At 30.1% G+C, this 19,015-nt stretch carries 20 protein-coding genes and 2 other annotated features; of the genes, 8 read left to right on the forward strand and 12 right to left on the reverse strand.

Annotated features, from left to right (window positions below):
* Both KM800_RS10850 and KM800_RS10855 read left to right on the forward strand, forming a co-directional pair.
* Nucleotides 1-453: BclA C-terminal domain-containing protein (locus KM800_RS10850; RefSeq protein ID WP_217813087.1), on the forward strand; the 453-nt coding region annotated here is incomplete at its 5' end.
* A 169-nt stretch (nt 454-622) separates the two neighbouring features.
* On the forward strand, nt 623-1,444 hold the full coding sequence (locus KM800_RS10855; RefSeq protein ID WP_217813088.1) for a hypothetical protein: 822 nt from the start codon (nt 623-625) through the stop codon (nt 1,442-1,444).
* Between the two features lie 52 nt (nt 1,445-1,496).
* Here KM800_RS10855 and KM800_RS10860 read toward each other — a convergent pair whose 3' ends face one another.
* The gene (locus tag KM800_RS10860) at nt 1,497-2,966 is read right to left on the reverse strand and encodes a hypothetical protein (RefSeq protein WP_217813089.1); all 1,470 of its coding nucleotides are present in this window, start codon (nt 2,964-2,966) and stop codon (nt 1,497-1,499) included.
* A 140-nt stretch (nt 2,967-3,106) separates the two neighbouring features.
* Between KM800_RS10860 and KM800_RS10865 the strand changes: the two genes are divergently transcribed.
* The 3 genes from KM800_RS10865 to KM800_RS10875 all read left to right on the forward strand — a co-directional run bounded on the left by KM800_RS10865 (nt 3,107) and on the right by KM800_RS10875 (nt 5,681).
* On the forward strand, nt 3,107-3,880 hold the full coding sequence (locus KM800_RS10865) for a hypothetical protein (RefSeq protein ID WP_217813090.1): 774 nt from the start codon (nt 3,107-3,109) through the stop codon (nt 3,878-3,880).
* A 136-nt stretch (nt 3,881-4,016) separates the two neighbouring features.
* The gene (locus KM800_RS10870) at nt 4,017-4,526 is read left to right on the forward strand and encodes a DUF4489 domain-containing protein (protein ID WP_217813091.1); all 510 of its coding nucleotides are present in this window, start codon (nt 4,017-4,019) and stop codon (nt 4,524-4,526) included.
* A 102-nt stretch (nt 4,527-4,628) separates the two neighbouring features.
* Nucleotides 4,629-5,681 carry a glycosyltransferase family 2 protein gene (locus KM800_RS10875; RefSeq protein WP_217813125.1) on the forward strand — a complete coding sequence of 351 codons (1,053 nt, stop codon included), beginning with the start codon at nt 4,629-4,631 and terminating at the stop codon, nt 5,679-5,681.
* A gap of 56 nt (nt 5,682-5,737) precedes the next feature.
* On the opposite strand, the gene KM800_RS10880 is transcribed toward KM800_RS10875, so the two are convergent.
* The 11 genes from KM800_RS10880 to KM800_RS10930 form a co-directional block, all read right to left on the reverse strand.
* Entirely contained in the window at nt 5,738-6,727 is a 990-nt protein-coding gene (locus KM800_RS10880) for a glycosyltransferase (protein WP_217813092.1), read from the reverse strand.
* A gap of 17 nt (nt 6,728-6,744) precedes the next feature.
* Entirely contained in the window at nt 6,745-7,734 is a 990-nt protein-coding gene (locus tag KM800_RS10885; protein ID WP_217813093.1) for a glycosyltransferase family 4 protein, read from the reverse strand.
* A gap of 115 nt (nt 7,735-7,849) precedes the next feature.
* Nucleotides 7,850-8,428, reverse strand: coding sequence for a cell division protein ZapA (gene zapA, locus KM800_RS10890; RefSeq protein ID WP_217813094.1), 579 nt, complete (start codon nt 8,426-8,428; stop codon nt 7,850-7,852).
* Nucleotides 8,429-8,633: 205 nt separating this feature from the next.
* Nucleotides 8,634-11,012 carry a phenylalanine--tRNA ligase subunit beta gene (pheT, locus tag KM800_RS10895; protein ID WP_217813095.1) on the reverse strand — a complete coding sequence of 793 codons (2,379 nt, stop codon included), beginning with the start codon at nt 11,010-11,012 and terminating at the stop codon, nt 8,634-8,636.
* Nucleotides 11,013-11,054: 42 nt separating this feature from the next.
* Nucleotides 11,055-12,074, reverse strand: coding sequence for a phenylalanine--tRNA ligase subunit alpha (gene pheS / locus KM800_RS10900; RefSeq protein WP_023625477.1), 1,020 nt, complete (start codon nt 12,072-12,074; stop codon nt 11,055-11,057).
* A gap of 72 nt (nt 12,075-12,146) precedes the next feature.
* Nucleotides 12,147-12,368: a binding site (T-box leader), on the reverse strand.
* Between the two features lie 59 nt (nt 12,369-12,427).
* The gene (locus KM800_RS10905) at nt 12,428-13,216 is read right to left on the reverse strand and encodes a TrmH family RNA methyltransferase (RefSeq protein WP_217813096.1); all 789 of its coding nucleotides are present in this window, start codon (nt 13,214-13,216) and stop codon (nt 12,428-12,430) included.
* A gap of 87 nt (nt 13,217-13,303) precedes the next feature.
* Nucleotides 13,304-13,663: a 50S ribosomal protein L20 gene (rplT, locus tag KM800_RS10910; protein ID WP_017753388.1), complete on the reverse strand. Its 360-nt coding sequence runs from the start codon at nt 13,661-13,663 to the stop codon at nt 13,304-13,306.
* A 28-nt stretch (nt 13,664-13,691) separates the two neighbouring features.
* Nucleotides 13,692-13,889: a 50S ribosomal protein L35 gene (rpmI, locus tag KM800_RS10915; protein WP_017753387.1), complete on the reverse strand. Its 198-nt coding sequence runs from the start codon at nt 13,887-13,889 to the stop codon at nt 13,692-13,694.
* A 26-nt stretch (nt 13,890-13,915) separates the two neighbouring features.
* A complete protein-coding gene (gene infC / locus KM800_RS10920) occupies nt 13,916-14,434 on the reverse strand; it encodes a translation initiation factor IF-3 (RefSeq protein ID WP_217813097.1) in 519 nt (172 codons plus the stop codon).
* Between the two features lie 26 nt (nt 14,435-14,460).
* Nucleotides 14,461-14,604 (reverse strand) — a sequence feature (ribosomal protein L20 leader region).
* A 48-nt stretch (nt 14,605-14,652) separates the two neighbouring features.
* Nucleotides 14,653-15,336 (reverse strand): GTP-binding protein, encoded by a 684-nt coding sequence (locus KM800_RS10925; RefSeq protein WP_217813098.1) that lies wholly within the window; start codon nt 15,334-15,336, stop codon nt 14,653-14,655.
* 19 nt (nt 15,337-15,355) lie between these two features.
* Nucleotides 15,356-16,393: an ATP-binding cassette domain-containing protein gene (locus KM800_RS10930; protein WP_217813099.1), complete on the reverse strand. Its 1,038-nt coding sequence runs from the start codon at nt 16,391-16,393 to the stop codon at nt 15,356-15,358.
* A gap of 265 nt (nt 16,394-16,658) precedes the next feature.
* On the opposite strand from KM800_RS10930, the gene thiD reads away from it, so the two are divergent.
* From thiD to thiE, 3 genes are read left to right on the forward strand one after another with little or no spacing between them, the layout of a single operon-like run.
* Nucleotides 16,659-17,465, forward strand: a complete 807-nt coding sequence (gene thiD / locus KM800_RS10935) for a bifunctional hydroxymethylpyrimidine kinase/phosphomethylpyrimidine kinase (protein WP_217813100.1) — start codon at nt 16,659-16,661, stop codon at nt 17,463-17,465.
* Between the two features lie 20 nt (nt 17,466-17,485).
* Nucleotides 17,486-18,295 carry a hydroxyethylthiazole kinase gene (gene thiM, locus KM800_RS10940; RefSeq protein WP_217813101.1) on the forward strand — a complete coding sequence of 270 codons (810 nt, stop codon included), beginning with the start codon at nt 17,486-17,488 and terminating at the stop codon, nt 18,293-18,295.
* Nucleotides 18,286-18,900, forward strand: a complete 615-nt coding sequence (gene thiE, locus KM800_RS10945) for a thiamine phosphate synthase (protein ID WP_217813102.1) — start codon at nt 18,286-18,288, stop codon at nt 18,898-18,900. The genes thiM and thiE overlap by 10 nt, the downstream gene beginning before the upstream one ends.
* Nucleotides 18,901-19,015 lie beyond the last annotated feature (115 nt).

Here is a 19,015-nt window from a genome sequence, read left to right on the forward strand (position 1 = left end):
CCTCAAGGTAAACCTGGTCCTACCGGCCCTAAAGGTGATCCCGGTCCTAACTGCTCTGCATTTGGATTTGGCACTAATATATGTACTAACAATATAAACATTTGTTCTAATAAGACACTTTTATCATTTCCAAATGATATACAATTAAAAAATATTAAATTAAATAATGATAATAACGTATTTACTATTAAAAAAGGAGGACATTATTTTATAGAATATAATATAAACTGTATTACAGATATTGAGATAAGTTCTAGATTATTAATTAATAGATTACCAGTTAGTGCATCCCAAAGAACTACAAAAAACAATAACTGCAACTTATTATCAAATCTTATAATTAAACTCAATGCCGGTGATACCCTTAGCCTGCAATTATTCAAAAAAGATAATTCTTGTAGTCGCATGTCATATATTAAAAATGCTTCTATAACAATTATAAAATTAGACTAAGCTTATATAGAGGATTGCTCTACAGCAATCCTCTCTTAAATATAGATATTATATAGCTTGCAATATATAATAAATAATTATAATATTTACAATAAAAAAAATCACAACTCCAAGCTTAAAGCATACTATATAGTATAAATACTGTATACTTCTCAGAAGGAGGAAAATTATGTCCATAAATTTTGACAAATTTGTGCCACGCCCTGGCCTTGTAAATAAACAGGGACGTTTACCAGATCCCGCAGAACTAGTTTGTGTTGAGGTACCTAAAGTTTTTGATCAGTGTTTAATAAAAAGATGCCTTTCATATTGTGAAGGACACGATACAGATAGCACTGATTGTGAATTAAGAAGCAATCCACTGGATAACCCAAAAATATTTGTAGGTTGTAGAGGTTTTAAAATAACATTAAAATCTGTAGAACAAATTCCTATTCTTGGCAAAAAAGGTTTTAAAAAAATAATACTCTGCTATGTAATATCATTTTATGCAGATTATATTGATTGCAATGCAGCAAACAAATGTGAGTTTTTTGAAATTAATAGACAAGATATAATTGGCAAATTTTATTGTCCTGATTCAATAGCTCAGGTATCAGATGATCACATAAACTCTAATAAATCGAATGAGTGTAATAAAAATATTATAAAACTTGAAATGGTAGCAGATGCACTGCAGGGCGTGATTACTGAATGCAATAATAAAAAATACCTTGATATTACATTAGGATATTATATTGTAGTTAAGTGTGAAATAACAGTTCAACTTTTAATACCTACTTATGATTATTGTCCAATACCTAAAGAACCTTGTCCACCTGAACCAGAAGAAAATGTATGCGATAAATTTAATAAGTCTCCTATACCTAAATTTTATCCAGAACAAAATTTAAAGCCTCTATTTTCTGATTCCAAACCAAAACCCAAAACAGATGAATATGAAGATGATGAAGAATACGAAGAACAGGATGTAGACAACGACTATAACTAATATACAAGTCGTAAATATATATCATTATTTATAAAAGAAGGAGCACATTAAATTACTCCTTCTTCCTAAATATTTTTGACATAAATGATTGATTTCTCTCAAATTCCAATTCTCCTTTAAGCTTACTGTTTTCTTCCATCAAAGAATTCACTTCTTCTTCAAGCATTTTATTGTCCTTATCCTTTTTATTCAAACTACTTTTCATATTATTTATAAAAATTCTTTGCTTTTTTAGTTGCTTTTTTACCTCATCCAATTCCTTTTGGATTTTTTGTTTGACCTCCATAAAAAAATTGCAGTTTTCCTTTAATCTTTTCTTTTCTTGAAGCATTCTATCAATTTTATCTTCATATTCCTGAACAACAAGTTTCCTATTCCTCATATGAATACTAAAAGAATCAATTTTATCCTTAAGTACACTATTTTCATAACATATTCCTTTAAATTTTTCTTTTATTTCCTCTATACTATCATCATCATTATTTATATCAAGATTATTATTTAATTTATTATTTGATGACATATCAATACTATTTTTAGCTAAATTTTCAAAATAAAATATATATAAGCCATCATCTTCAGTACCATAAATTATATCTACTGTATTTTTCTTTTCCACACTTAAAAAGTTGTAAGCTGCAATTGGTGTTTCCACCTCCTTATTAAACTTAACTACCTTTTCCCACTTTCCAAGCTTATATCGTGAAGAATATATATGATTTTGCTCAAACCATGAAATAAATAGATTATTATCTATATAAAATATAATAGGTTCAATAGGTTCCTCAATTCCACTGTAAATTGTATATTCTTTCATAGTCACATCATCTTCAATTCTTACATATTCAATAGAATATATATTTCCTTCCTTGATTTTATTGATTATATTAAATTCATATGAAGTATTTAGTAATCTAAACATTACATTATCTCCCTGAATTCCGTATAATCTTTTCGTATCAGTCCATGAAACTCCATCATACATACAATAGCTAAAAGACAATTCGTCTCCTCTATTTGAAAGGAAAAAAATATCAATACAATGTTCCTTTTTAATTTGTAGTTCATAATATCTATCAACTTTATCTGACAAAACTATATGCTGAACAGTATTTAATTTTATTCCTTTGCCATTCCAAATACAATGTTCCAAAATTCCACGTTGAGTTCCATCTACTGCAACCATTAAATAAAATAAATGCATTTTACCTTCCAATATTATAGTCTTTAACTCTTGTATTTCAAATTTATCTATTCTTGTATCATAAAGCTCCTCTCCAAACCATTTATTATCCTTCCTGGTGCAATATCGCATCTTATAATCTTTATTTACATATAATATATGAATTATTTCATCTTCTATAGATATAGTAAATTCCATTACTTGTCTGTCAATGATTTTCTCTTCACTCCATTTTTTCCCTTCAAACATTATTTTATATACTAATTCATAAGCATCATTTAAATAAACTTTCCACATATTATTATCAATGGTAAATAGCCATGGGTGTCTTTTCTGCATATATACCAGCTCCTTTATTTACATTTTAATCTTCATAAAATGCACTACAAAAAATCACAATTATAGCAATAAAGCATATTATTATACTGTACCCATTGTATAAGTTTTCTTTATCATAATATTAAAAAGGAGGATAATTTATGTCCATTAATTTCAATAAATTTGTACCACGTCCTGGCCTTGTGAATAAACAAGGACGTCTACCAGATCCTTCTGAATTAGTTTGTGTTGAAGTACCTAAAGTATTTGACCAATGCCTAATTAAAAGGTGTCTTGTATACGATAAAGGACCTGATACAAAGAAAACAGATTGTGAATTGAGAAGTAATACTCTCACTGATCCTAAAGTATATACGGGAAGTAGAGATTTTAATATAAAACTACTATCTGTAGATGAGGTTCCACTTAAAAGTAAAAAAGGCTTTAAAAAAATTATTATTTCTTATGTTATTTCATTTTACGCAGACTTCATTGATTGTAACGGTGTAAATAAAACTGAATTCTATGAAGTTAATAGAACCGATATAATAGGAAAATTCTATTGTCCTGATTCAATAGCTGAAACTTCTGCAAATTCTTCACCCGATGCATCTTCCAAACAATTAAATTCAAATATTATAAAACTAGAAATGGTTGCTGATGCACTAGAAGGTAAATTCACCAAAAATTCCGACGGGTCTTCTGTACTTGATATTACACTAGGCTACTATATTGTTGTAAAATGTGAACTTATTGTACAACTTTTAATTCCGGCCTATAGTTACTGTCCAGTTCCAAAAGAACCATGTGAAGAAGAGCCTGAAGAAAAACCATGTGAAATATTTGAAAAAGCCCCTGTTCCTAAATTCTATCCAGAGCAGCACCTGAAGCCACTATTTCCTGACCACGAAAATAAAGAAAATAACAATGACTAAATAATATATTTAAAGTAGCTTATGTTATCACCTTTTCTCATAATTTTCATATATTATAGTAGAAGCTGATGACAAAATTGCCAATAAACTAATTTTTACTTTTAATTTATGTATACAAATAAGGAGGATTTTATTTATGAATTCAATGTCAAAATATTATAAAGATGATTGTGATCCTTGTAAAAAAGATAAGAATGATGAAAAGGGCTGCCAGTCTATTGTAAAATGCAGTTGTCCTAGTTCTTTTAAGCTTCCAGGCGTTACATTAGCATCAACTTTTACAATAGCTTCTCTCAGATTGAACACTTCTAAACTACACAATCCATGTGTTAAATTAGAGTTTGTAACTAATTTGGACATTGTTGGAGTTACAGTTACTGATAACTTAAAATTTCAATTGTTTAAACACTGTGATGGTTACGGAGAAGCTGTCCCTGTAGGACCTTCATGGACTTTTGGACCAATAGGTGCAGGATCTGATACTTTCTCATTCTTTGTTTGTGATTGCGATTGTGATGATGATTGTGATACTAAGTGCTGCACTTATACTGCAAAGATAACTTCTGCAATTGCCATTACAGCTGGTTCCATTTCATTAACTAATACAACACTAGCCGCTACAGCAACATCAAGACCTACATGCTAATGATCAAATATAATAACTATTACAACTCAAGGTAATACACCTTGAGTTTTCTTTATAAACGGAGGTGGTGTATTGGTACATCATATAACAATTAGTCTATGTATGATAGTAAAAGATGAAGAAAATGTAATAGAAAGGTGCTTATCTTCAATAAAAGATGTTGTAGATGAGATAATAATAGTAGACACAGGTTCTTCCGATAATACTATAGATATATGTAAAAAATTCACTGATAAAATATATAATTTTAAATGGATAGATGACTTTTCTGCTGCAAGAAACTTCTCATTTTCCAAAGCAACAGGCGATTATATATTATGGCTGGATGCTGACGATGTAATATTACCTGAGGATATAAAAAAATTTGAGATATTAAAAGAAGGTTTGGATACTGGTATTGACTCTATAACTATGAAATACAATGTTGGATTTGATGAGTATGGGAATATAACCTTAAGCTACAGACGTAATAGATTAGTTAAACGTTCTAAAAATTTTAAATGGATAGGCTTTGTACATGAGTATTTGGAGGTATATGGCAATGTTATCAATAGTGATGTTTCAGTAACTCATAAAAAGATAGACTTTAAACCTAAACGAAATATTGAAATATACGAAAATAAATTAAAAGAAGGAGTAAATTTTTCCTTGAGGGATATCCTCTACTATGCCAATGAACTGTATGATCACAATAGATTAAAGAAAGCCCTTAAATACTATACTAGATTTTTAGATTCAAATCAGGGATGGTCTGAAGACAATATAAGGGTTTGTAACAAAATATGCGATTATTTTGAATCCATAAATCAAGAATATAAGGCAAGATCATATATATTTAAAAGTTTTGAGTACGACACACCAAGGGCTGAAGGGTGCTGTAGGCTTGGATTTTCCTTTCTAAAAGAAAACAAGCTTCATCAGGCCATATTTTGGTATGAAACAGCTTCCAAATTAGAAAAACCTCAAAACAGCCTGGGATTTTTTAATGATTCTTATTGGACATGGCTTCCCCATCTCCAACTCTGCGTATGTTATGATAAATTAGGGAAACATGAAATTGCCTATAAGCACAATGAAATTGCAGCTAAATTCAGGCCAAATGATAAAAGAATCTTATTCAACAAAAAATATTTTTCAGATATTGGAATAAGCTGATATCAATAATGGAGTTATATAGTTAAGATAACTAATATAACTCCATTATTTAAGTTCTATAATATTTTATTTTCTTCCAATACTTGAATTATATTGGATACTCTTTTCTCCCAACTATTATTTAATGCAAATTCTCTTCTAGAATTAATTAATTGTTGAGTTTCTCCATTAATTGCTATATCTATATTTTTCATGAAATCATTTTTACCTTTTGATATATAGCAAATATCTTGTAATTTTCCTACCTCATATATCCCAGTACTTACTACTGGCTTGCCTAGTGCCATATATTCATATAATTTTATGGGATTACAGCTGTTTGTCATTTCATTTACTTTAAAGGGTATAATACAACAACTAAAATTACTAATATAATATGGAAGATCTTCATATCTTTTTTCACCTAAAAAATAAATATTGTCTTTATTAAAATTTAAATTCACATCTCCATATTTAGGACCGACAAATACAAAATCATAATTGCTGCTTATCATATAATTTACCAATTCCCAGTCTATCCATGTAGCTACAGCCCCAACATAGCCTACAATTTTCCGCTTTCTGGGTAGATCCTGTGGAATTTTATTTTTAGTTAATGGGAAATTATCAATATCAAGCCCATTTTTTATAATGTAGGTTTTATTGTGTTTTTTTGAAAACTTCCTATAAAGAGCATCTGCTGTTACAAATACTATATTTGATTTGTTTAACATATCCTCCACATATGAATTCCAAACTGCAAATTCATGTGAATAGTCATCTACGATATCATATATAACATAATCATGATATATGCTGTCTATTCTAGTTATCTGTTCCGGAGATGAAAACCACAATATTATTGGTCTAGCTAATTTGTTTACATCTATTTTGTAATTCACTCCAACTTCATATAAATTTTCGTTTATTTTTATAAAATAATCTTCATTTATATTATCTATATAATATACAGTATGACCTTTTTCACTTAATTTTCTCATTATTTGCTGAGGCCTTTGATACATTTTATTGTATGGAACTGTAGGCATTTGAATAAAAGTAGCCATTTTCAACCTCCGATAACTTAATTTATTAAACTTATATAACTGTCATATAGCGTATCTATACACTTTTCCCAATTGAAATTATAATTTACATACTTTTTTAATTTACTGTTTTTACTATCCCTTATGGCATATTCAATAGATTTTTTTATACTATCTTCATTATATGGATTACAGTAAATACACATATCCCTAAAATACTCCCTAGAACAGCCCTCTTCTGTAGATATTATTTTACATCCAAGTGAGGCCGCTTCAAGAGATGATAAACCTGGTGTTTCCACAAAGCTTGGCAATATATGTATATCAGCATATCTATAGGCATTGTACAAATTATATCTATCCATAAATCCCAAATACTTGACATTTCTATACTTCATACATTTCATAAAGTATTGTTCATCATTTATGTCTCCAATAAGTACCAAATCATAATTGGAATCTTTTACTATTCTACTCAATACAAGTTGATTTTTTCTATTACATATTCTAGCTGCACATAAAATATACTTTCTTAGACTGTATTTTTTTCTAAAATTAAATTTAGGATAATTTCTATCTTCTAGTTCAATTCCATTGTATACGACTGTATAGGGAACATCCATATTAAAATCACCGCATATTTGTTCTGCCTCCAATATACTGTTAGGATATATCATTCTGCATCCTTGAAGTATTTCTTTCCTGTATATATTACTTTCATTCCATAATTTTATACTTTCTTCATCCTTAACAAAATTATAGTATTTTTTCAGATTCCAATATATAGGAGTCAACACTATGTTTTTTTTGTAAAATCTCGCTATTTTATAATAATTATATGTTTCCCCCATTCTTGTAAGATTAAATAAATGTACAATATCATAATTAGAGTAATCTATTATTGATCCTTTATTTATGTGTATCTCAACATGTCTTTTCTTTAAATATTTTAATGTCTTTATACATTGCATTGAATCCCCTGCAAAATTTTCAAGATAGTCCTTTCTCATGCAAAATAACACTTTCACTCCATAACTTCCCCCAGTATATCAGCGCTTAATATTATTATATGTATATTATAAATTTTAGTTATATATTCAAAACAAAAAGATCCGAACTAATTATCTACAATTAGTTCGGATCTCATTTTTTTTTATCATTTAAAAGAGGATTCTTTCTTTTTCGTTCTTTGGCTAAATTTATCTGGTTTTCTTCCAGTTTATTTTGAAGATCTATAAGTTTATATTTCAATGTCTGAATTTTAAACTTATTTTCCTTATTTTCCAATTTTAATTTTGTATTTTCCTTAACATAGTCCTCAGCTGCATTTTTAGTCATTTCTATTTCTTTTTGTAATTTTTTAATTTTGTCTTCATATTCCTCTTGATGTGTATTTTCCTCATAATCATTTAATTTTTGTTCAAGTTTTGTATTAAATTCCTGTGTCTGTTTTAGCTTGTTTTCATATGCTGTTTGAAATTTTTTTAGTTTTTGTATTTCTTGTTCAAGTCTCTCATTACGTTCCTTGGTTTTGAACATATCGTCTGCTACATTTACAGCTGACAGTATAGCTGCTGAGGAAGTGCTTAATTTATTATTATTTTCCAATATATTTTTTACTTTTTTATCTACATAAGTAGATATTCTATGTAAATATTCCTCTTGCTCGTCCCCTTTTAAGTTATATTCAATGCCATTTATAATAACTGTTACTACGTTCATTTGAACACCCTCTCAGATATAGCTGCTTTCAGTATTATATAAGACTATTTTATCACAAATTACATATATATCAAATAGTATTTAGTTTGAAATTTCAAAATTTGTAAATTATATAATTATTATGCATTTAATTTTCTCTAGCATAAATCATTAAGAACAACATACCGATAAAATCTACTATCGGTATATTGTTTTTACTATATAGTTATCTTAATTTTGCACCAAATTTATTTTCCAAAGATCCTAATATCTTTTCATGAACTTTATTTACTTCTTTATCTGTCAATGTCTTATTTTCCACTCTATAGGATATGGAATAGGCAATAGATTTTTTACCATCTTCTACTTGCTTTCCAGTATATACATCAAAGAGCTTTATATTTTCAACCATATTCCCACCCTTTTTCAATATAATTTCTTCTATATCCTGAACCAGAATATCCTTATCTACCAATATTGCAATGTCCCTTGATACTGCAGGAAATTTTGGAAGTGGTTTATACTTTATGTCTGAGTCAACATATTTATAGAGTAAATCTAAATTTAACTCTGCCAAATAGCATCTTTCATCTATACCATAATTATCCGTTACACTTGGATGTATTTCACCAATTATTCCTACCAAATCTTTCTTTATAAACAAGCTTGCAGTTTTACCTGGATGAAAACTTGGATTTTCACTTTCTCTTTTAAATGAGAAATTATTTATTTTAAGATTATCCAAAATATTTTCAACTACACCTTTCAAATCAAAATAATCAGCTTTCCCATACATACCTATGCTTACTATATTATTTTCTACTGGAAGTTTGTTTGAATCCTTACCTGGTATATAAGTTTTTCCTATTTCAAATAATCTAACGAATTTATTGTTTCTAGAATAATTCCTGCTAAGTGCCTCCATCATTGAAGGAATAGTAGTAGTTCTCATTATACTATAGTCCTCACCTAATGGATTTTTTATAGATACTACATTTCTCAAGCTGCTGTCTTCTGGAAGACATATTTTATCAAAAACCTTTTTACTGTAGAAAGAATAACTTATGGATTGATTCAATCCACTTCCAATTAAAATATCTATAAGTTTATCATCCATCTTCTGCTTTAGATTCTTTCCACCTTTTGTACTTACACTTTCTATCATAGTAGAAGGGACTTTACCGTACCCATATATTCTGGCTACTTCCTCTGCTACATCTTCTCTTATATTTATGTCACTTCTAAAGGTTGGAACGTATATTTTTAATATATCTCCATTCAACCCTGTATTCAATTCAAGTCTATCTAGGTAATTTACCATATCTTCTTTAGATATATCTGTACCTAAAAAACTATTTATCCATTTAGAATCAACCTCTACATAATGAGGTTCAACTCTTTCATTATAAATATCAATATTTTCTCCAATTATCTCACCTGCATTAAGTTCCTCTATTAAGTGACAAGCTCTATCCATGGCAAGTTTTGCGAGACTTGGATCGATGTCTTTTTCAAATCTTGATGAAGCTTCTGTCCTTATAGCAAGTTTTTGACTGGAAACTCTTATATTGGTTCCATCAAAATTTGCACATTCAAATACTATATGTGTAGTATCATTCTTGACTTCTGAATCCAATCCACCCATTATTCCTGCAATACCTATTGAAGTGCTTCCATCTCTAATAGTAAGTATACTGTCATCAAGTTCTCTTTCCTCTCCATCCAATGTAGTGAATTTTTCACCATTTTCAGCTCTTTTTACAACTATATTGTTAGATTTTATCTGTCTTATATCATAAGCATGCATTGGCTGACCAAGTTCCAACATGACAAAATTGGTTATATCAACTATATTGTTTATAGGTCTTACTCCTGCCTCTAAAAGTCTTTCCTGCATCCATACAGGTGACTGCTCAACTTTTACATTTTTTATTTCTTTTGCTATGTATCTTTTACAAAGTGCATCTTCTATATCAACTTTTAATGTATTTTCAGTTTTTTCACTTTCCGACTCGCTATATGTAACATCTGGCATATTGTACTTTGTATTCAAAGTAGCTGCAGTCTCCCTTGCTATTCCTATAACACTCAGACAATCCGGTCTGTTTGATGTTATTTCAAAATCTATGATACTGCTCTCCATCTCCAAAACCTGCTTTATATCTTTTCCAATTGGAGTATCCTGTGGAAGTATCATAAGTCCATAAACTGGTTTATCTCCTGCTATTCCAAGTTCCTCCTCAGAGCAAAACATTCCATTTGATAATATTCCTCTAAGTTTTCCCTTCTTTATCTTCATTCCACCATTAAGGGTTGAACCATGAAGCGCAACTGGAACTATATCCTGTTCCTTCATATTCGTAGCTGCAGTTACAATTTGAATTGGATCTTCTTTTCCTATATCTACCTGACAAACAACTAATTTATCTGCATCCGGATGTGGTTCTATTTTTATAATCTTTCCTGTAACTACATTTTTTATTTCATCTCCTGTAGTAACGACTTCTTCTACTTTTGAGCCACTTAAAGTCAGTCTGTCTCCTAACTCTTTAGCTGGAATATCTATATTAACATAATCTTTTAACCATTTAACTGGAACCTTCATAAAATTTCCTCCTTAAATACATATTGATTTTAGTTATAAAGTTTAAAATTGATTTAAAAATCTCATGTCACTTTCATACATATTTCTTATATCATCTATTCCATATTTCAACATAACCATTCTGTCTACTCCCATTCCAAAAGCAAATCCGCTGTAAACTTCAGGATCTATTCCACAGTTTCTAAGTACTTGAGGATGAACCATACCGCATCCTAAAAGTTCTATCCATCCTTCACCCTTGCACACTTTACATCCCTTTCCATTACATACAAAACAGGTTGCATCCATTTCTGCTGATGGCTCTGTAAAAGGAAAATGATGAGGTCTGAATTTGGTCTTCATTTCACTTCCAAACATCTTTTTAGCAAATAATTCAAGAGTTCCCTTCAAGTTTGCAAAAGTTATTCCTTTATCTACTACAAGTCCTTCCATTTGATAGAATATAGGAGAATGCGTAGCATCTACTGCATCTGAACGATAAACCTTCCCTGGTGATATCATCTTTATAGGTGGTTTTTGCTTCTCCATAGTTCTTATCTGGGTAGGAGAAGTTTGAGTCCTTAAAACTACATTGTCATTTATATAGAAAGTGTCCTGTTCTCCTCTTGCAGGATGATTTTTAGGTATATTAAGTGCCTCAAAATTATAATAGTCCTTTTCAACTTCAGGTCCATCTTCTATAGAGAATCCCATTGAAATGAATATTTGCTTCATCTCCTCTAGTGTTTGCTCGAGAGGATGCCTTTTACCTATAACCTGTTTTCTTCCAGGCATAGTTATATCAATAACTTCACTTTCCAATTTACTTTCACGTTTTAATTTCTTTATCTTGCTTGAAGTCTCCTCTATAGCACTTTCAAGAGTATTTCTTATTTCATTGGCAAGTTTTCCTATTACCGGCCTTTCCTCTTTTGAAAGATCCTTCATTCCTCTAAGTATTTTAGTAAGCTCACCTTTTTTTCCAAGATACTTGACTCTTATATCCTCTACCTGTATATCATCTTTAATGTTTTTCAGTTCATCAATAGCATTTTGCTTTATGTCATCCAATTTTTCTTTTATCATATTGCTTGCTCCCTTCATTAATATATAGACAAGTTCATAAAATTTTCAAAATAAAAAAGTCCATCCTTAACATAGGACGAACTATAACTATCCGTGGTACCACCCAAATTGATATTTTTTAAATATCCTCTTAAATAGATTTAACGATCTAATACGCCAACTGCTACTCTTGTTCACACTTGGGACTCCGGAGTGAACTTCAAAACACGATTAATTTAAGAAAATTTTCAGCTGTAATTTTCTCTCTCTATGAAACAATCAAACTTCTACTCTCTCCATCAAAGTCAATATATAATTTATATTACATGTTTTTAATATTACAATTATTTTATTATATTGTCAACATTAAACTAATTCGAATTCTGTCTTACTATCTCAAACATCATTATAGAAGCAGCGACGGAGGCATTTAGAGATTCTGCTCCTCCCGGCATTGGTATTTTTACTTTAATATCAGACATATTCATTATATCACTGCTTAGTCCATTTCCTTCATTGCCAACTGCCAATATTATTTTATCATTTAATGAAACATCGTAAAAATTAAATTCAGTATCAAGAACACTTGCTACAATTTTAAAACCATTTTCTCTTAAAAATTTAACTTTGTCAAGATTGCAATCTTCAATTATTGGAACATGAAAAATGGAGCCCATGGTAGATCTTAATGTTTTACTATTGTATATATCCACTGTACCTTTTGTAATTATTAACCCCAATGCTCCTGATGCATGTGCACTTCTTATTATAGTACCCATGTTTCCAGGATCTTGAACTCTGTCTGCCAATACATAGAATCCTATTTTATTTTCAACTTCCAACTTTTTATCATCAACTACAGCAATTATTCCCTGGGAATTCCCAGTATCACTTATAATTTTAAATGCTTCATCTGATAAATAATATATTTTACTATTATTCTGATAACATATACTCTTCATAGATTTGTAGTTTTCCCATTTGTCCAATGCATTCTCATTTATAAAAATTATTGAAACATTGAATTGTGATTTTAAAGCCTCTTCTACAAATCTAAATCCTTCTATTAAGAACTTGCCTTTTTCACTTCTATATTTTCTCTCTTTTAATTTCTTAGCTTCTTTAATCTGCAGATTATTTTTACTTCTTATTATATCCATTAAACTTTCACCTGCATCCTGTATTTAAAAATATACTGAATAAATTATAAAAGAGTGTAGAAAACTACACTCCTATGTAAAAACATACTATGCACTTAATTGTTTCTTAGCTATATCAGCTAATTCAGTAAATGCTTTTGGATCATTTATTGCTATTTCTGAAAGCATTTTTCTATTTAAATCTACACCTGCAGTTTTTATACCATTAATAAATTTTGAATATGAAAGACCATTTAATCTTGCTGCAGCATTTATTCTTGCTATCCAAAGTTTTCTGAAATCTCTCTTCTTTAATCTTCTTCCTACATATGCATTTCTAAATGCTCTTATAACGGACTCATTTGCAGTTTTAAATAATCTTCTTCTTCCACCATAATAGCCTTTTGCTAACTTTAATATTTTTTTATGATATTTACGAGCATTTACCGCTCTTTTTACTCTTGCCATTTTTTAACCTCCTTCTCGAAATTCCTAATTATACATAAGGTAATAAATTTTTCATAGTTTTTTCTTGAGACTGTGAAACATATCCTGTTTTTCTAAGATTTCTCTTTACCTTAGAAGTTTTACCTGATAATTTATGACTTTTAAAAGCTTTTGCTCTCTTAAGTTTTCCTGTTCCTGTAACCTTAAATCTTTTTGCAGCGCCTCTGTTAGTTTTCATTTTTGGCATGACAAATTCCTCCTCTCAATATATTATTACTTTTTAGATGATAAAACCATTATCATATTTCTTCCTTCAAGCTTTGGTCTCTTTTCTACTACACCAATATCTTCAAGCTTAGAAGAAAAATTTTCTAATATTTTTCTTCCAGTAAATGAATATTCTGCCTGTCTTCCTCTAAATCTAACAGTTACTTTAACTTTATCTCCTGCGTTCAAAAATTTTCTCGCATGATCGGCCTTGATGGAGATATCATGTTCCTCAATAGTAGGGCTAAATCTAATCTCTTTAATATTTATAACTCTTTGATTTTTCTTAGCCTCTTTCTCTTTTTTAGTTTGCTCGTAAATGAATTTACCATAGTCCATAATTTTACAAACCGGTGGTTTTGCATTTGGTGATATCATTACCAAATCCAATTCATTTTCCTCTGCAATTCCAAGAGCTTCTTTTGAAGATATTATTCCCAATTGACTTCCATCATTTCCAATAATCCTTACTTCTTTTTCTCTTATATTTTCATTTACAAGAAAGCCTTTGCTAATAGTTTTCACCTCCCAAGTAAAATTACCTAAACAGCACATATAAAAAAGAGACGGCACACGCCGTCTCTTAAACTCCAATAGTAAAAGTATAATAAAGGATTTATATTCAAATCCTTGATAACCATACCAGCAGCATTACGCGCTGTAAGGTGAGAAACGGCTAGTTTCTTCTTTAACTCAATGCCCTTATTATACTATCAATATTTCACATTGTCAATAAAATAATTTTAAAATTTCATTTTTTTTACACTGCCCATTTGAAAATGTGCTCCTATTTTTGTTTCACCAAGGCAATAGGAACATATAGCTGATGGCATAGTAAATCTAAGTTTCTTGCCGTCAAAATCTTCAACTCCATCTGCGTTTTTAAAATTCATTTCAAGTTGAAAAGCTCCCTGTCCAGTTATTCCATTTACAAACAAAATTCTGGTCTTGGGATTTGACTGTTTTACATGAAATGAAAATACCTCTCTTTCGGCCTGAGATACAATGTCACCCTTTGTTATTACTACAATATCTGCAAATTTTAACATGGGGCCTATTTTTTTAGGAGTATTTACTCCAGAAAGACAGTCTATTACACATACAGAAAGAACTCCTCTAATATGAGGCGAGCATCTATTGCACAAACCTGCGCTTTCAGTTATCAAATAATCAAATTCATTTTCTATTCCCCATTTGACACAATCTTCTATATTGCTTACATAAAAGTGATCAGGACAAAGACCTCCTGAAAGACCAACTTTTACATCCACTCCTGCTTTTTTATACAATTCATCATCATATGTGGAGAGACAGTCAAATTTTATAACTCCTATCCTATAATTACTATCCTTAAGATTTTTTACAGTCTTCAAAATAACAGATGTCTTCCCTGAAGATGGCGGACCAGCTACAGTTATTAATTTCATATACTCATCCCCTTCTGTTTTAGTCTATTTTAAAATATTTCTTTATGTCAAAATCTATAGTTTCTCCTTCTCTTAATTTGTTTCTTATTCCAACAAGTTTAGCATCAAATTTTTCCAGTATATCAACATTGCTTCGTTCCTTGCTGTTAGTCTCTATTATCTTTTTAATACCACCATTTTTTATAACCATCCTTTTATTACCTATAAGAGCAAGTATAGGATCATGAGTGGACATCAATATTATCTTTTCTTCTTTCATCAATACTTCAATGGCCATTTTTCTATCAATACCTGCATTTTCTATTTCATCAATCAATACAATAGGAGACTTGCTTAAGAGAGCTGTATCTGCAATCATAAGCGCCCTTGATTGACCACCACTTAGCTGAGTTACCGGAACATCTTTTAGAAATTTTTCTCCTGCCAGATCATTGGCACGTTTTATTATGGATTCAACTATTTCTTCAACATTGTCAACCATGCGACTTTCAGCATGCATGGTTATAAATTCCTCTACAGTTACATCCATTACAAAATTCATGTTTTGGGACAGCTGTGCCACCAATTTATTATCCATTGAAAAACGTTCATTTTCTTCTGGTACACTTCCGTTTACAAGTATCTGCCTTCCTGTAGGCGTATCTTTTTGGGCCAGACATTCTATATCTTCCAGTAATCTACTTTTCCCCGAACCAGTTCTTCCAACTATACAGATTATTTCTCCGGGTTTAAATGTAATTTTTACATCTTCCTCTATTCCTGATTTGTCATGTCCTCCAACAACAGTTATAGATTTTATGGTATATCGATCAGTATTTTTTATTTCCCTCATTTTCTCTATAAAAGATAAAAATTCATGTAAAATTTGTTTTTTACTAGAACCTGATTCTTCCAGATACTCTATATCTAGTGTTGATATAATCTGCTTTGCATTCATTGATTTGTCAAAATCTCTAATTCCAATGGATCTAAAAAAGTCGTTTATATTAGGATACTCTTTATACAGACTTTCTATTGCAATATCAGCTTCATTATTTTCTCCGATAAAATTTTTCATAGAATCTCCACCTTACAATCAAATAATATATTCAATTATAATATTAATATGTTAAAAATCAAAGTGTAAACTTTATATTTTATAAAAAATATCATGCTTTTATAGTATAATTTCAATATTTTTATATATAATCCAGCTGGCTTGTTAATCACAACTATATTATCTATAATATAGTTTATAAAGTAGTTGTTTTTTCATATAATTTTATAAAATATTATTATATTTATGTTATAGCAAATTTATTATAAATAACGAGGTGTTTTAAATGAAAAAAGTACTAACTATTGCAGGCTCTGACAGCTCAGGAGGTGCTGGAATACAGGCAGATCTGAAAACCATGAGTGCTTTAGGTGTATTTGGAATGAGCATAATAACAGCAGTTACAGCCCAAAATACAATAGGTGTACAAGAAGTAATGGATGTAACTCCAGAAATTGTAGAAGCTCAGATAAGGTCTATATTTGATGATATAAATGTAGATGCGGTAAAAATAGGTATGGTTTCAAACAGCAAAACCATTTCTATAATAAAAAAGTTATTGAAACAATATGATGTTAATAATATAATTCTAGATCCTGTAATGGTTTCAAAAAGTGGATATTTTCTACTAAAAAAAGAAGCTCAATCTGCTATAAAAGATCTCATAAGTATAGTAGACATAGTCACTCCAAATATTCCTGAAGCAGAAGTCTTAACTGATTTAAAGATAGAAAATCGAGATGACATGATAAAGGCTGCTTTTGAAATACAAAAATTAGGTGCTAAAAATGTACTTGTAAAAGGTGGACACAGATGCAATGATGCAAATGACATATTGTTGTACAATAATAACAAAATATTGGATTTAGAAGGTACTAGAATATATACTAAAAACACCCATGGTACTGGTTGTACACTGTCTTCAGCTATAGCTTCTCATATTGCAAAAGGTTATAGTATAGAAAAATCTGTTTCCCTTTCAAAAAAATATATAACAAAAGCCATAGAAAACTCTTTTCCTATTGGACATGGAGTTGGTCCTGTAGGGCATTTTATAGAGTTGTATAAAAAAGCTGGAATTTCATACGATTAATAAATCTTGGAGGCAATAAAATGACTAATAACAATATGAATAAACTATGCAGTGTATTAACAGAGGTTAGAAAAAAAGTTCCACTTGTTCAATGCATTACAAATCATGTTACTATTAATGACTGTGCAAATATACTGCTTGCCTATGGTGCTTCACCTGCCATGTGCGAGGCATATGATGAAGTATTTGACTTTGTAAAGATAGCCCAGGCACTCTATATAAACCTTGGTACCCTTAACAAAGAACAGGAAGCTTCAGTAATACTTGCAGCAGAATCTGCAAAAATACATAACATACCTGTAATTCTTGATCCTGTAGCCTGTGCTGCAATTCCAAGAAAAATCAATGTTATAAATAGAATTTTTCAAGTTGGAAAAGTTGATGTTATAAAGGGAAATATAGGAGAAATAAATTTTTTGGCAGGTAAATCTTCAAATGTAAAAGGCGTTGATTCTCTAGATAATTCAGAAGGAGCCCTGGATAGTTGTAAAATCCTTGCTCAAAAATATAATTGCACCGTAGCCGCCACTGGAGAAAATGATTTTATAACAGATGGTAAGTCCAGTGCAATAATTAATAACAACACACCTATGCTGACTAAAATAACTGGTGCAGGATGTATGCTTGGTGCCTTATGTGGTGCAACAGCAGGATGCTCTGAAGATAAATTCATTGCAACTACAGCTGCTATACTTTCAATGAATATAGCAGCAGAAGGAGCTTTCAAAGAATCAAAGGCTCCTGGAAGCTTTAGAATAAAATTAATAGATTACATATATGATTTAACTGAGGATAAGCTAAGGAAGGGTGGAAAAATAATATGGCAGTAGATTACAGTCTATATTTAGTAACAGATAGAAGATTTATAGGAGGAAAACCTCTAAAAAAAGCCGTAGAAGAAGCTATAATTGGTGGAGTTACTTTAGTTCAAATCCGTGAAAAATCAGCTTCTACAAGAGAATTTTACAATGTAGCTCTAGAAGTAAAACAAGTTACAGACCATTATAATGTACCGATTATAATAAATGACAGAATTGATATAGCTCAGGCTATAGATGCAGATGGTGTACACCTTGGTCAAAGTGATATGCCCCTTTCCATTGCAAGAAAAATACTTGGCGATAAAAAAATAATAGGTATATCTACAGGTACTATAGAAGAAGCATTAGAGGCGGAAAGTGGGTGTGCAGATTATATAGGTATCGGCACAATATTCAATACGGGAACCAAAAAAGATACAGATAATCCTCTAGGGGTAGCTGGTCTTAAAAAAGTATATGACAGCGTAAATATACCTGCCGTTGCCATAGGTGGAATTAATCATGAGAATTTTAAAGATATACTGTCTACAGGTGTAGATGGAATAGCGGTTGTTACTGCTATTCTTCGCAGTAAGGATATAACCTCTGCTGCAAAACAGCTAAAAATAAAATAATATACTTAAAGTTAGTCTGAATGAATTTATATTTTATTTGGACTGACTTTTTTAATATGTTGATTTACAATTTTATCATGCTAAAGTATAATATCATGTGGGAATATAAAATATT

The sequence above is a fragment of the Clostridium tyrobutyricum genome (assembly GCF_019144085.1).
Taxonomy (GTDB): domain Bacteria; phylum Bacillota; class Clostridia; order Clostridiales; family Clostridiaceae; genus Clostridium_B; species Clostridium_B tyrobutyricum_A.